The organism is Pseudomonas maioricensis (assembly GCF_022790535.1).
GTDB classification, from domain to species: Bacteria; Pseudomonadota; Gammaproteobacteria; order Pseudomonadales; family Pseudomonadaceae; genus Aquipseudomonas; species Aquipseudomonas maioricensis.
This window is the reverse complement of the sequence record NZ_LOHG01000005.1, coordinates 125,545-139,900: the sequence shown is the minus strand read 5'-3', so window position 1 is coordinate 139,900 and position 14,356 is coordinate 125,545. Positions and strand designations below refer to the sequence as shown.

Here is a 14,356-nt window from a genome sequence, read left to right as displayed (position 1 = left end):
AAAGCGGAGGCGATGATGAGCAGCGCGGCAAACTCCCGGAGTCAGCAGACCATGTCAAAGATCACAGAGAATTCGTCAGCTCAGCCTTTACCGACCCTGAAGAAGCACGAGGGGCGGTATCGCAACCCCGTGCCCATGAGTCGCATGGGCTTTTTCAAAACGCTGGGGATTTTCTGGAACATGGCCTTCAAGAAACCATCGGTCACACGTCCTTCGGGGGAAATTCCAGTGCAACCATTATCACGTCAGCAGCTCCTGGCTGCTCCGGACTACACGGTCTACCGCCTTGGGCATTCCACCGTGTTGCTGAAAATGCGCGGGGTGTTCTGGCTGACAGATCCTGTCTTTGCCGAGCGTGCGTCACCCGTGCAATGGGCGGGGCCACAGCGTTTCCATCAGCCACCCATCAGCCTGGAAGAACTGCCGCCCATCAAGGCAGTGATCCTGTCGCACAACCACTACGATCATCTTGACCATATGGCTATCAAAGCACTGGAGGCCAAGACCGAGCACTTCCTGACGCCTCTGGGTGTTGGCGATACCTTGATGGAGTGGGGCGTGCCTGCGCACAAGATCACTCAACTTGACTGGTGGCAATCCACTGAAGTGCATGGCATGCAGTGTGTCGCGACGCCTTCCCAGCACTTTTCCGGGCGCACGCTGCTGGATGGCAACCGCAGCCTGTGGGCATCGTGGGTGATACACGATGAACATCAACGAATTTTCTTCAGCGGCGATACCGGTTATTTCGATGGCTTCAAAACCATTGGCGAGCAGTACGGCCCGTTCGACCTGACCTTGATGGAAACCGGCGCCTACAACGTCGACTGGCCAGATGTGCACATGCAGCCCGAAGAAACCCTGCAGGCGCATATCGACCTGCGCGGGCGTTGGTTGCTACCGATTCATAACGGTACTTTTGATCTGGCGATGCACGCCTGGCATGAACCGTTTGATCGCATCATTGCCCTGGCATGGGAAAAGAATGTCTCAATCACTACGCCACAAATGGGCCAGCCGTTTTACGTGCAATATCCGTGTCGCGGCAACGCGTGGTGGCTGGGTATGGAAGGTGTGCGGGAAGTGCCGCTGGAAGATAATCGCGGTTTTCAATACGTGCGGCGCGATGCTTGAGGCCTGGATGTGCAGGCGAACTCGCTGTCACAGAAATGCGCGGAACCCTGAGGGAGCGGTGCTTGCCCGCGATAAGGTTTGAAATTATCGCGGGCAAGCACCGCTCCTACATCAGATCAGTAGCATCACCCTCAGCCTTGCTTCGGATTCGCTGGCGTTCCCGGTCTTGGTTGCTCGCCTTTTTCATTCATTTGCTTGTTCTTCTCCCCCACCTTGCCGGCGTTTTCAGGTTTGTGATCAAGGTCTTCGCGGGTCGATTCCTGGTCTTTCGATTGTTCAGTCATCACGGCGTCTCTTGTTTGTTGTCAGTAGAGATTGGGCAACGCCGGGGCGACAAGATTCGTATTATTTTTCAGCCAGTCACACCCGCTCCGTCATCGCCGCCAACGCCACGGAAGTCGCCGCCGTACGTGTCTCCACACCCAGCTTGATGTAGATATGTTCGAGGTGCTTGTTCACGGTCCGAGGGCTGAGTTGCAGGATGTCGCCGATGTCTTTGTTGGTCTTGCCGCAGGAAACCCAGCGCAGCACTTCGATTTCTCGTTCGGTGAGCTGGAAGCGGCTGGAGAGTTTGCCGTAGGCGGGTTTGTCGTCGAAGCCCAGGCTGGCGGATTGCGACGCGCTGCGGGCTGATTGCAGGATGCGCGCGGTGCGCAGGTGAGAGGCAACGCGGGCCAGAACTTCGTCGCAGACGATAGGTTTGGTCACGTAGTCGATGGCACCCGCTTCGAAGCCTTTGACCACGTGCTCGCTGTCGGTCAGGGCCGTCATGAACAATATCGGGATGTTGGCGCTGTCCGGTTGCGCCTTGATCCTGCGACAGGTCTCGAAGCCATCCAGTCCGGGCATCATCGCGTCCAGCAAAATCAGGTCAGGGCGTCTGCGCTGAATCCGGTTAAGCGCACTGCTGCCATCCAGGGCCACCAGCACCATGTAACCCGCTTCATCCAGCGCGTCCGAAAGCAGCGCCAGATTATCCGGGGTGTCGTCGACGATCAGGATCACGCCGTTATCAGCGGGTTGGGTCAGGGCGTTCATTGAGGGCCTCCTTCAGTTGCAGGCTGAGTTCATCCAGACGAAAGCCCTTGGCCAGGGTTCGCAGGTCGGCGATGAAGCTGGCGCTGTTGATGCTGTCGCGTTCGATAGCGTCGAGTTTGGCCTGAATACCTCGCACATAGCCCAGGCCGCATAACTCGTATAAGTCGAGCAGGTCTTGCCTCGGAGGCAACGTCCACGGCACTTTGACCACCGACACGGCGCGCAAACGACGTAACCACTGCAGTTGCAAGTGGTGCTGAATCCGGTCCAGCAGTTGCTGGATGTGCACGGGCTTGGCCAGGTAGTCATCGCAGACCTGGGGCAAGCTGCGCTCCTTGTCGTCGGTGAACGGGTTGGCATTGGCAGAAATGATGATGATCGGTGCCAGCGACAGCGCGTTGCGGCGGATCAGGCGGCTGGTTTCCCAACCGTCCATGTCCGGCATCGACAGGTCCATGAGGATCAGGTCCGGATGCAGCAGCGATACCTGCCGAATTGCCTCCTGACCGTTTGCCGCCTGAGCCACTTCAAAGCCCAACGGCGCGAGCATGCCGCTGATCACCTTGCGATGTTCGATGTGGTCGTCCACCACCAGGATCAGCCGCCGCTCACCTTCATAGCCCATCACGTCGTGGTCGACATGGATCACCGCCTTGGGCACGCGTACTTCGGACAGAAACAGGCGGACCTGAAAGCGCGTGCCTTCGTCCGGCTGGCTGGTGACGGACAAAGCGCCGCCCATCAACGAGGTGAGCATGCGAGTGATGGTCAGTCCCAGGCCGACGCCGTTGTCCTGACGCACCAGGCCGCCGCGTTCGAAGGGCTGGAAGATGCGCTCGATCTGCTCGGGTGCGATACCGATCCCGGTGTCGATGATGTCGAAAATCGCCGTTTCCCGGCGGTAGCTGACCCGCAGGCAGACTTCGCCGCTGTCGGTGAAATTCACCGCGTTACCCAGCAGATTGATCAGGATTTGCCGCACTCGTTTCTCGTCGCCGCGAACCACTGCGGGCATGCGGCCTTCCACATCAAGGCGAAATGTCAGGCCCTTTTCTCGCGCTGTAGGGGCAAACATTTGCTCCAGATCGTGGAGGAATTCCTGAAAGAGGATTTCTGAAGGTTCAAGACGTAATTTGCCTGCCTCGATCTTGGCGACGTCCAGTAACCCGTCGATCAGCGACAGCAGGTGCGAGCTGCTGCGCAGGATGGTCGCCAGCGGGTCTTGTTGATGAGGCGGTGTAGTGGGGTCACGCTGCAAAATCTGGGTGAACCCGAGAATGCTGTTCAACGGTGTACGCAACTCATGGGAAAGGCCGGTCACGTAGCGACTCTTGGCCGCGTTAGCTGCTTCCGAGGCTTCCTTGGCAGCCTGCAACGCCTGATCGGTCTTGTCGTGGGCGTCAATCTCCTGCATCAGCAGTGACGTCTGACGATCCGATTCCTCCAGCGCGACGCGTCGGCTTTCCCGGGTTAGCACCACCCACCAGGCGAGGATCCCGGCGAACACGCACAGGGTGAAAAACGCTTTGAGAAAGGCCAGGAATAGCGTGTGGTGTACGGCGGGAGATTGATCGATCAGGCTGTGAGACACCTGCCCATAGATTACCGCCAACGCCCCGGAAATGGTCAGCAGCAGGACGGTGAGCAAACCCAGGTATTGCGCCAATCGGGTGTGCAGGTAGTGCAGCGGCAGCTTTGGCAGCAATGTGCTGACGACGTCTTCAAACTGCATCGACAGTCGTGCGCGACTTTTGCATTGGTCGGCGCATCGCGCATCCAGTGAGCAGCACAGTGAGCAGATCGGTGAGCTATAGGCCGGGCAGTAAGCCATGTCCGGAGTTTCGAACTCGTTGCTGCACAGGCCGCAACGCAGGCTGGTCTGTGGGCCTGCCGGGAAGAGTTGCAACGGGTCACTGGTCCGCGCGATGTAGTACTTGCCTTGGGTCCACCAGGCAATCAACGGTGCGGCGATCAGCGCGGTGGTCAGGGAAATCAGCGGCGGGGCGGCTTGGGCCAGTTCACCAAATGCCCCGAAATGGGCACTGATCGACAGCAATGACGCAATCGACATCGCTCCCACGCCAACGGGGTTGATGTCATACAGGTGCGCGCGTTTGAACTCGATATGTTTCGGGGAAAAACCCAGCGGCTTGTTGATGACCAGATCGGCCACCAGCGTGCCTATCCAGGCGATCGCTACGTTGGCGTACAGACCCAGCACTTGTTCGATGGCGTCGAACACTCCCAGCTCCATCAGGATCAGGGCGATGGCGACGTTGAACACCAGCCACACCACGCGGCCCGGATGGCTGTGGGTGACGCGGGCGAAGAAGTTCGACCAGGCCAGAGAGCCCGCGTAGGCGTTAGTCAGGTTGATCTTGATCTGCGAGATGATCACGAACAGCACCATGGCTGCCAGCGCCCATTCCGGGGAGCTGAACACGTACCGGAAGGCGACCAGATACATCTGCGTCGGCTCGGCCGCACGCTCAATGGGGACTTCGTGTTGCAGGGCGAGAAACGCAAGGAACGCTCCGGCCATGATTTTCAGCGCGCCGGGGATGATCCAGCCGGGACCCGCCATCAACAGTGCGGCCCACCAGCGTTTGCGGTTCTTGCGGGTTTTTTCCGGGAGAAAGCGTAAATAGTCGACCTGTTCGCCGATTTGCGTCACTAATGAAAGCGCGACGCTGAACGCTGCACCAAAGAACAGCAGATTGAACGTGCCGCCTTCGCCCTCACGCCCGGCAAACGTGGTCAGGTCGGAGAGGGCTTCGGGGTTTTTCCAGATCACGAAGATGTACGGCACCAGCAGCAAGGTCAGCCATAACGGCTGCGACCACATCTGCAAACGGCTGATCAGGGTAATGCCGTATGCCACAAGGGGAATGACGATGATCGAACAGATCACGTAGGCCATGGCCAGGGGGATCTGGAAATACAGCTCGATGGCCAGGGCCATGATTGCCGCTTCCAGAGCAAAAAACAGGAAGGTGAAACTGGCGTAGATCAGCGACGTGATGGTCGAACCGATGTAGCCGAAGCCTGCGCCACGGGTCAGCAAGTCCATGTCTACGCCGTAGCGGGCCGCGTAATAGCTGATTGGCAGACCCGTCAGGAAAATCACCAACGCCGTGGCCAGGATTGCCCACAAGGTGTTGGTGAAGCCATAACTCATGACCAGCGCGCCGCCGATGGCCTCCAGCGCCAGAAACGAAACAGCACCAACGGCGGTGTTGGCGATGCGGAACTCCGACCATTTTCGGAATGATTTGGGCGTGAAGCGTAAGGCGTAGTCCTCCATGGTCTCGTCAGCGACCAGGCTGTTGTAATCGCGGCGAACCTTGACGATGCGTTGGGAGCCGGAGGGTCGCACTTTTGATTTCCTGAAAGGTTATTGAATTGCCGACAGCAACTTCCGTGCCTGTGAGTTGAACCTCCGTTGTTCCAGACATGACGCCCGATCTTGTAGGAGCGAATTCATTCGCGATGGGCCCGGTACATCCGCAGCTCATGTATCGCTGAAATGCCGCCTTCCCGAATGAATTCGGTCCCACACGTAAATCATGAACCTGTGGGAGCCGGGCTTGCCCGCGATAAGTCTGGATGCGATCCGAAGTGAACCGCGTCCAGCCTGATCGCGGGCAAGCCCAGCTCCCACATGAGATGTCATCCCCCGGTCTACAGCGGATCGGGCTCCGCTCACACGGGCGCAATCATCCTCGTTTTTGTGCAGTCCGGCCCTACGTCAAATGACGTAGCCGGGTACGTCATGATGCGTATACCCGGTTTTGCTCCTCGACCTCATGCTTGCCGCAGTTTCACCACAGGGCCTTTACGGACCGTGGCGCATTTAAAAAAACAGGCAAAGCACAGGAGCGGAAACATGAATTCACGACTGACAGGTGCCAAAAGGTTTTTGCCACGTCGATTGGCGCTGGGCGCTGCTGCGCTTTCGCTGATTGCGGCAGGGGTGTTCGGGCAAGTGGCGCTGGCCGATGACGCCAATACCACCGGGCTGGCCGTGACCGCGACCGAAGTGACGGTCGGCCAGTTGCACTCGGCCACCGGCACCATGGCCATCTCTGAGACAGGCTCGATCCAGGCCGAGCGTCTGGCTATCGACCAGATCAACGCCTCGGGCGGGATTCTCGGGCGGCAGATCAAAGTCGTGCAGGAAGACGGCGCGTCTGACTGGCCGACCTTCGCCGAAAAAGCCAGGAAGCTGCTGGTAGGCGACAAGGTCGCAGCAGTGTTCGGCTGCTGGACCTCGGCTTCACGTAAAGCCGTTTTGCCGGTCTTCGAGAAGGAAAACGGCCTGCTGTACTACCCGACTTTTTATGAAGGCCTGGAACAGTCGAAAAACGTGATTTATACCGGCCAGGAAGCCACCCAGCAAATTATTGCCAGCCTCGACTGGATCGCCAAAACCAAAGGCGCCAAGACCTTCTACCTGATCGGCTCGGATTACATCTGGCCGCGCACCTCCATGAAAATCGCCCGTAAACACATCGAAAACGTGCTCAAAGGCACTGTGGTCGGCGAGGACTACTACCCGCTGGGCAACACTCAATTCGGCTCGCTGATCAACAAGGTCAAGTTGAAAAAGCCTGATGTGGTGTTCGCCGCCGTGGTCGGTGGTTCCAACGTGGCGTTCTACAAACAGCTCAAAGCCGCTGGCGTTGACTCCACCAAACAGACCTTGCTGACCCTGTCGGTGACCGAAGACGAGTTACTGGGCATCGGCGGCGAAAACATGAAGGGCTTTTACGCCTCCATGAAGTACTTCCAGAGCCTGGACAACCCGAACAACAAAGCCTTCGTTGATGCCTTCAAGGCCAAGTACGGCAAGGATTCGGTGATGGGCGACGTGACCCAGGCCGCCTATCTCGGCCCATGGCTGTGGAAAGCAGCAGTCGAGAAGGCCGGTAGCTTTGACATCGACAAAGTGGTCGCCGCATCACCTGGCATCGAGCTGAAAACCGCGCCCGAAGGCTACGTCAAGGTTCACGAAAACCACCACCTGTGGAGCAAGACCCGCATTGGTGAAGTGCAGAGCGACGGCCAGTTCAAGGTGATCTACGAGTCGGACCTGATCGAGCCGAATCCGTTTCCTAAAGGCTACCAATAACCGCTGACCAGACCCATTCCTGTAGGAGCTGCCGCAGGCTGCGAAGCGGTGTGTCATGAAAACCCATTCGCAGCCTTCGGCAGCTCCTACAGGGAATCGCGAAACCTTCACCTCGGAGACCATCATCATGGAATGGCTATCGGAATTTGGTGCCATCGCGGCCATGCAGGGGTTCAACGGGTTATCCGTATTCTGCGTGCTGCTGCTGATGGCCCTGGGGCTGGCGATTATTTTTGGCCAGATGGGCGTGATCAACATGGCCCACGGTGAATTCCTCACCATCGGTGCCTACACCACGTACGTGATGTCCAGCCTGACGTTGCAGTACATGCCGTCCATGCAGCCGTACTACTTTTTCTTCGCCATCGCGCTGTCGTTCGTGGTGGCCGGCGCCATTGGCTGGGTTGTCGAATCGGTGATGATCAGCCGTTTGTACCATCGCCCACTGGATACCTTGCTCGCCACGTGGGGTTTGTCACTGGTGATGCAGCAAGCCTTTCGCTCGATCTTCGGCGCCCGCGAAGTCAGCGCCACCCCACCTGAATGGTTGATGGGCTCAGTGAGCCTGAGCGATACCATCGAGATCCCGCGTAACGGCCTGTTTGTCATGGGCCTCACCATTTTGCTGACCGCGACGATCTTCCTGATGCTGTACCGCACCCGCTGGGGCCTGCACGTTCGCGCCACGGTGCAGAACCGGATCATGAGCCGCGCGGTGGGCATCAATACCCGCAAGGTTGACCGCATGACGTTTGCCCTGGGCTGCGGTGTCGCCGGAGTCGCGGGCGCTGCGTTCACCACCATCGGCTCCACCGGGCCAACTGCGGGTTCGCTGTACATCGTCGACACCTTTCTGGTGGTGGTTTTCGGCGGTGCGCAAAGCTTGTTCGGCACCATCGCCTCGGCGTTTGCCATCGCTCAGACCCAGTCGATTTCCGAATTTTTCATGAGTGGTTCCATGGCCAAGGTCCTGACCCTGTCTGCCGTGATCCTGATTCTGCTGATGCGCCCGCAAGGGTTGTTTTCCAGCAAAGTACGTAAATAAGAGGCCACCCCATGAATGCTCTAAACAAGGTGCTCGGTGGTCGACAAGGTGTCGTCGGCGTGCTGATCCTGGCTGTGCTGATTCTGGTGGTCTTTCCGCTGACGCTGGACGCCTTCAGGTTGAACATGGTCGGCAAGTACCTGACCTACGCGTTCGTCGCCGTTGGCCTGGTGCTGTGCTGGGGCTACGGCGGGATTCTCAGCCTCGGCCAGGGCGTGTTCTTTGGCCTTGGCGGGTATTGCATGGCGATGTTTCTCAAGCTTGAGGCATCGGATCCGGAAAGCACCAAAATCCAGTCAACGCCCGGTATCCCGGATTTCATGGACTGGAACCAGATCACTGAACTGCCGTGGTTGTGGGTGCCGTTTCACAGCTTCACGTTCACGGTGATTGCGGTGATCGTCGTGCCGGTGATTCTTGCGCTGGTGATCGGTCTGGCGATGTTCAAGCGCCGGGTCGGTGATGTGTACTTTTCCATCGTGACCCAAGCCATCGCGCTGATTCTCACGGTGCTGATCATTGGCCAGCAAGGGCTGACCGGTGGCGTCAACGGCATCACTGACCTGAAGACGCTGCTGGGTTGGGACATCCGCGGCGACGGGGCGAAACTCGCCTTGTACTTCATCAATGCGGGGCTGTTGTTCGCCTGCATTCTGATCGGCAAATTCATTCTTGCCTCCAAGCTCGGCCGACTGCTGATGGCCATGCGCGATAAGGAAGAACGGGTGCGTTTTTCCGGCTATGACGTGGCCAGTTTCAAGATTTTCGTGTTTTGCGTGGCAGCAGCATTCTCGGCCATTGGCGGCGCGATGTTTGCCTTGCAGGTGGGCTTCATGTCGCCTTCGTTCGTGGGCATCGTGCCCTCCATCGAGATGGTGATCTTCGCTGCGGTGGGCGGACGCATGTCGCTGCTCGGCGCGGTGTACGGCTCGCTGCTGGTCAACTACGGCAAGACCTACTTTTCCGAATCCTTCCCTGAATTGTGGCTGTACCTGATGGGCGGCCTGTTCATCGCGGTGGTCATGTACTTCCCCAACGGCCTGGCCGGTTTGTGGGAAAGCCACGGGCGCAAATGGCTTGCCGGTCTGCGCGGTAAACCTGCGCCAGTGCTTGAAAAGCCGCACATCACGCCGGTACAGGCGATGCCCAAAGCCAGCGTCACGCCACTGGAGACTCAGCCATGAGCAGCCCGACAGGCTTTCAGATGCACAAGCCGGTGTTGGCCATCGAAGGGCTGACGGTGTCTTTCGACGGTTTCAAGGCGGTGGACGATCTCAATCTGTACATCGACCGCAACGAGGTGCGGGTGGTCATTGGTCCTAACGGCGCTGGCAAGACCACGGTACTGGATCTGATCTGCGGCAAGACCCGGGCAACGGGCGGCAGCATCCAGTTCGAGGGCCGTGAACTGACCAAAATGCACGAGTACGACATCGTCCGTGCCGGGGTGGGTCGCAAGTTTCAGACCCCGTCGATCTACGACAACCTGAGCGTTTTCGAAAACCTGGAAATGTCCTTTCCGGCAGGGCGCTCGGTGTTCGGCGCACTGTTTTTCAAGCGCTCCGATGAAGTGGTCACGCGGGTCAAGGACGTTGCGGCGGACATCTTCCTCGGTGATCTGCTTGAACAGCAGGCGGGCTTGCTCTCGCACGGGCAGAAGCAATGGCTGGAAATCGGCATGTTGCTCATGCAAGACCCGCAACTGCTGATGCTCGACGAGCCGGTCGCCGGGATGAGCGTCAGTGAGCGTTCGCAGACGGCCGAGTTGCTCAACCGGATCAGTCAGGGCCGTTCAGTGCTGGTCATCGAGCACGACATGGAGTTCGTCAAAAGCATCGCTCACAAGGTCACGGTGCTGCATCAGGGCAAGGTGCTGGCGGAAGGCAGCATGGAGTCGGTGCAGACCAACCCGAAAGTCATTGAAGTCTATCTGGGCCACTAATCAGGAGCGCGGCATGTTCAAGATCAATCAGCTGGCGTGTGGTTATGGCCAGAGCCAGATCCTTCATGGCCTGGACCTCAGTGTTGAAAAGCAGGAAATCGTTGCGGTCATGGGCCGTAACGGCATGGGCAAGACCACGCTGTTCAAAAGCCTGATGGGCATCCTGCCGCAGTGGGGCGGCCAGGTGCAGGTCGAGGGCGTTGACGTGTCGGCCATGGAAACCCATTCCCGGGTCGAACATGGCATGGCTTACGTGCCGCAGGGGCGAATGATTTTCCCGGCCATGAGCGTGCTGGAAAACATCCAGACCGGTTTGCCTGCATCGGCTCGCGGCATCGTGCCGGAAGATTTGTACGCGTTGTTCCCGGTGCTTTACGACATGCGTGGCCGACGCGGCGGCAACCTCTCTGGTGGCCAGCAGCAGCAACTGGCGATTGCCCGTGCGCTGGCGACCAACCCCAAGGTGTTGCTGCTCGATGAGCCGACTGAAGGCATTCAGCCGTCGATCATCAAGGACATCGCCCGCACCCTGAAAGAGATCCGCACCTTGCGCAACCTGACCATTGTGGTCTCCGAGCAGGTGCTGTCGTTCACCCTTGAAATCGCTGATCGATTCCTGGTGATCGAGAAGGGCCGTTTCGTGATTGAAGAGACCCGGGCCAATGTCGATGAAGCGACGATCAGTCGGTATTTGTCGGTGTAGTTCGCTGTGAATTTTTGTCCGGCCTTATCGCGGGCAAGCACCGCTCCCACATTCACACCCTATTCCCATGTGGGAGCGGTGCTTGCCCGCGATGCGGGCGCCACATACCTGAAGGAGAAACGCCATGACCGAAACGCTGATCAAAGTTGACCTCAACCAGCCTGCTACCGAAAACGAGAACATTCACAACCGCTGGCATCCGGATATTCCGATGGCGGCATGGGTCAAGCCGGGGGACGACTTTATCCTCGAAACCTACGACTGGACAGCTGGCGCGATCAAGAACGATGACGACGCGAGCGATGTGCGCGACGTGGACCTGTCCACCGTGCACTACCTTTCCGGGCCGATTGGTGTGCATGGCGCTGAGCCGGGCGATTTGCTGGTGGTAGACCTGCTGGACATCGGCGCGCGGGCCGATTCCCAATGGGGGTTCAACGGCTTCTTTTCCCGGCAGAACGGCGGTGGTTTTCTCACAGATCATTTCCCTTCTGCACAAAAAGCCATCTGGGACTTCAAGGGCATGATGACCAGCTCCCGACACATTCCCGGCGTTGAGTTCGCGGGTCTGATTCACCCGGGGCTGATCGGCTGTCTGCCTGATCACAAGATGCTCGCCGAGTGGAACAAGCGCGAACAGGAACTGATCGACACCAACCCGACCCGCGTGCCGCCACTGGCCAACCCGCCCCATGCGAAAACCGCGCATCTGGGCAAGCTAAAAGGTCCGGCTCGCGACATGGCGGCAGCCACCGGCGCAAGGACTGTGCCGCCCCGTGAACATGGCGGCAACTGCGACATCAAGGATTTGTCCCGTGGTTCGAAGGTGTTCTTCCCGGTCTATGTCGACGGTGCCGGCCTGTCAGTGGGCGATCTGCACTTCAGCCAGGGCGACGGTGAAATCACCTTCTGCGGCGCTATCGAAATGGCCGGCTGGGTGCACATGCGTGTCGAGCTGATCAAGGGTGGCATGGAGAAGTACGGCATCAAGAACCCGGTCTTCAAGCCCAGCCCGATTGTGCCTACGTACAACAAATACCTGATCTTCGAAGGTATCTCGGTGGACGAATCAGGCAAGCAGCATTATCTGGACGTCAACATTGCGTATCGCCAGGCGTGCCTGAACGCAATCAACTACATGACCAAGTTCGGCTACTCACCGGCTCAGGGGTACGCGTTGCTCGGTTCGGCACCGGTGCAGGGCCATATCAGCGGCATTGTCGACATTCCCAACGCCTGCGCGACGTTGTGGCTGCCGACGGAAATCTTCCAGTTCGACATCAACCCGAACGCCAACGGCCCGACCAAAATGATTGACGGTTTGGTTGATTTGCCGATTGCCTACGATTTGTAGATTGTCGTCACCTCTCTGTAGGAGCTGCCGAAGGCTGCGAAGCGGCGGGTCAGTTGAACCCATTCGCAGCCTTCGGCAGCTCCTACAGGAGATCACTATCAGGAATCTGGCCCATGCCCATGTACGAATTCGATTGCCCCAGCTGTGGGGATTTCTCAGCCCTCAAACCTATGGCCGAGAGCGGCGCGCCGTGCGCCTGCCCGCAATGCGGCGAGTCAAGCATGCGGGTGATTTTGTCCGCGCCCGGCTTGAGCACGGTGTCAGGCAACAAACGCCGGGCCATCGAGACCAACGAGCGTAGCGCCCATGCGCCCAAGACTGTCGCCGAGTATCAGGACAGCAAACGCCACCCGAGCGGCTGCAGTTGTTGCGGGCCGAGCAAACCCGTGGTGCCCACCAAAACCAATCCCCATGCGCTGAAAGGCAAGGCAGCGGGACGGCCGTGGATGATCAGTCATTGAGGCTAATTACTGGCTGGCTGCAGTCTTGTGGGAGCCGGGCTTGCCCGCGATATAGGCACCGCATATCTCAGGTCAATCGCATACAGCCTTATCGCGGGCAAGCCCGGCTCCCACACAAGCGTCGTGTCAGAAGGATCAGTTGCGCCAAGGCCTCAGCCATGCCGCCAGGCCAATCAACAACACCGCCCCATACGCACAACTCAACCCCAGTTGCAGCCAGGTGTTGCTGATCGGGTGCAGCACCAGCGCTGCGATCAGCATGGCGGCAGCACCCAGTGCCCATTGGCTTTGCCATGGGACAAACGTCAGCAATTGCTGGCGGCGCATCAACAGCAGGCCGGTAATGATTGCTCCGGCCAGCGCCGCAATAGCAATGCCGATCAGGCCGAGGAAAAACGGCAACACGCCCAGTAACAGGGCGTTGCACAGGTTGCCGATCAATTCGCAGTTCAGCGGCATGCGGGTATCGCCCGCCGCGTAGGCATAGCGCGCCAGCAAGGCATTCCAGGCACCAAACATCAGTGGCACGGCAAACCAGGCGAGCAATTCCGGCAGCGGCCCATCATGAGCCAGGCTGGGCAGTAGCAAGACCACCAGCGCTCCGGAGGCGCCGATCAAACCGGCAATCGCGGGCAGGGTCAGCAAGGTGGCGCTGCTCAGGCCCTTGCGCAACAGCACAAGGCGCTGATCGGCTGCGCTGCCACTCATCAAACCCAGCAGCACCTGATTGAGACTCATCAGGGCAATCAAGGGCAGATTGATCAGCTTGCGGGCCAGGTTGATCCAGGTCACTGCGCCTTCGCCCAGTAACGAAGCAACCATACGCTCCAGTAACGCCAGGCCCTGGCTGGCGAGGTTGCTGCTCAATAGCGGGCCGATGCGTTGCAGCAGTTCCCGGCCAGCGCCGGGTTCGGCTTGCCTTCGCCAAGGCTTCCAGCCCATCCGGTGTAACGTCGGCAGCAATGTGCCAGGCATAAGCAAACTGCCCAGCACGCAAGACAGCGCCAGGCCGACGGGTGTGGCCGCATGACTGGCAACGGCGAGGTAAATCACGGGCGGCAGATTGAACAACAATGAGCCAAGCCCGGCCATGACGAATCGTTGCTGCGCCTGCAGCGGCACGCACAACAATGCATGCAGCAAGAAGCCCGGTGCGCACCACGCCAGCCATTGCAGGCTGCTGCCCGCCAACGCGTAACCGCTGTCGTCCAGCCCCGGTCCGACACCGCGTACCCATAGCGGCGCGCCAAGGCTCAACAGCAGCGCCAACCCCAGACCACACAGCAACAGACGTGGCGCCAATGCATTGAGCCAGCGTTGCTGTGCGGGCAGATTGCGCTGTTGATACAAGGGCAGCGCCGCTGCGCTCAACAAACCGGCCGCCAGCGCCATGCGCAGGGCTTCAGGGAGGAACATCGAGACCAGAAACGCGTCGCTTTGCGCCCCGGCGCCCCAGGCGGCCACCAGCAGCCATTCACGGGCAAACCCCGCGGCCAGGCCGGTCAGCGTGGCGAGGGTCAGCCACAGGGTTGAACCGAGCATGCGGCA

The 14,356-nt window shown here is 59.1% G+C and carries 12 protein-coding genes; 8 read left to right on the top strand and 4 right to left on the bottom strand.

Annotated features, from left to right (window positions below):
* Positions 1-51 precede the first annotated feature (51 nt).
* Positions 52-1,134 (top strand): MBL fold metallo-hydrolase, encoded by a 1,083-nt coding sequence (locus tag AUC61_RS10085; protein ID WP_243245773.1) that lies wholly within the window; start codon positions 52-54, stop codon positions 1,132-1,134.
* A gap of 131 nt (positions 1,135-1,265) precedes the next feature.
* Here the strand turns inward: AUC61_RS10085 and AUC61_RS10080 are convergent, their stop codons facing one another.
* The 3 genes from AUC61_RS10080 to AUC61_RS10070 all read right to left on the bottom strand — a co-directional run bounded on the left by AUC61_RS10080 (position 1,266) and on the right by AUC61_RS10070 (position 5,548).
* Positions 1,266-1,421, bottom strand: a complete 156-nt coding sequence (locus AUC61_RS10080) for a hypothetical protein (protein WP_243246065.1) — start codon at positions 1,419-1,421, stop codon at positions 1,266-1,268.
* A gap of 73 nt (positions 1,422-1,494) precedes the next feature.
* On the bottom strand, positions 1,495-2,172 hold the full coding sequence (locus tag AUC61_RS10075; RefSeq protein WP_243245772.1) for a response regulator: 678 nt from the start codon (positions 2,170-2,172) through the stop codon (positions 1,495-1,497).
* Positions 2,147-5,548 (bottom strand): ATP-binding protein, encoded by a 3,402-nt coding sequence (locus AUC61_RS10070; protein ID WP_243245771.1) that lies wholly within the window; start codon positions 5,546-5,548, stop codon positions 2,147-2,149. Before AUC61_RS10070 ends, AUC61_RS10075 begins: the two co-directional genes overlap by 26 nt.
* A 510-nt stretch (positions 5,549-6,058) precedes the next feature.
* On the opposite strand from AUC61_RS10070, the gene urtA reads away from it, so the two are divergent.
* From urtA to AUC61_RS10035, 7 genes are all read left to right on the top strand, one after another.
* Positions 6,059-7,303 (top strand): urea ABC transporter substrate-binding protein, encoded by a 1,245-nt coding sequence (gene urtA, locus AUC61_RS10065; RefSeq protein ID WP_122666390.1) that lies wholly within the window; start codon positions 6,059-6,061, stop codon positions 7,301-7,303.
* Positions 7,304-7,430: 127 nt separating this feature from the next.
* Positions 7,431-8,348: an urea ABC transporter permease subunit UrtB gene (urtB, locus tag AUC61_RS10060; RefSeq protein WP_243246051.1), complete on the top strand. Its 918-nt coding sequence runs from the start codon at positions 7,431-7,433 to the stop codon at positions 8,346-8,348.
* A gap of 11 nt (positions 8,349-8,359) precedes the next feature.
* On the top strand, positions 8,360-9,532 hold the full coding sequence (gene urtC / locus AUC61_RS10055) for an urea ABC transporter permease subunit UrtC (protein WP_243245770.1): 1,173 nt from the start codon (positions 8,360-8,362) through the stop codon (positions 9,530-9,532).
* The gene (gene urtD, locus AUC61_RS10050; RefSeq protein ID WP_243245769.1) at positions 9,529-10,290 is read left to right on the top strand and encodes an urea ABC transporter ATP-binding protein UrtD; all 762 of its coding nucleotides are present in this window, start codon (positions 9,529-9,531) and stop codon (positions 10,288-10,290) included. Before urtC ends, urtD begins: the two co-directional genes overlap by 4 nt.
* A gap of 13 nt (positions 10,291-10,303) precedes the next feature.
* A complete protein-coding gene (urtE, locus tag AUC61_RS10045; RefSeq protein WP_243245768.1) occupies positions 10,304-10,993 on the top strand; it encodes an urea ABC transporter ATP-binding subunit UrtE in 690 nt (229 codons plus the stop codon).
* A gap of 124 nt (positions 10,994-11,117) precedes the next feature.
* Positions 11,118-12,347 (top strand): formamidase, encoded by a 1,230-nt coding sequence (gene fmdA / locus AUC61_RS10040; RefSeq protein ID WP_243245767.1) that lies wholly within the window; start codon positions 11,118-11,120, stop codon positions 12,345-12,347.
* 113 nt (positions 12,348-12,460) lie between these two features.
* Complete coding sequence (locus AUC61_RS10035) at positions 12,461-12,808, top strand: FmdB family zinc ribbon protein (RefSeq protein WP_243245766.1); 348 nt, start codon at positions 12,461-12,463, stop codon at positions 12,806-12,808.
* 135 nt (positions 12,809-12,943) lie between these two features.
* Here the strand turns inward: AUC61_RS10035 and AUC61_RS10030 are convergent, their stop codons facing one another.
* Positions 12,944-14,350 (bottom strand): lipid II flippase MurJ, encoded by a 1,407-nt coding sequence (locus AUC61_RS10030; RefSeq protein ID WP_243245765.1) that lies wholly within the window; start codon positions 14,348-14,350, stop codon positions 12,944-12,946.
* Between the last annotated feature and the right edge of the window lie 6 nt (positions 14,351-14,356).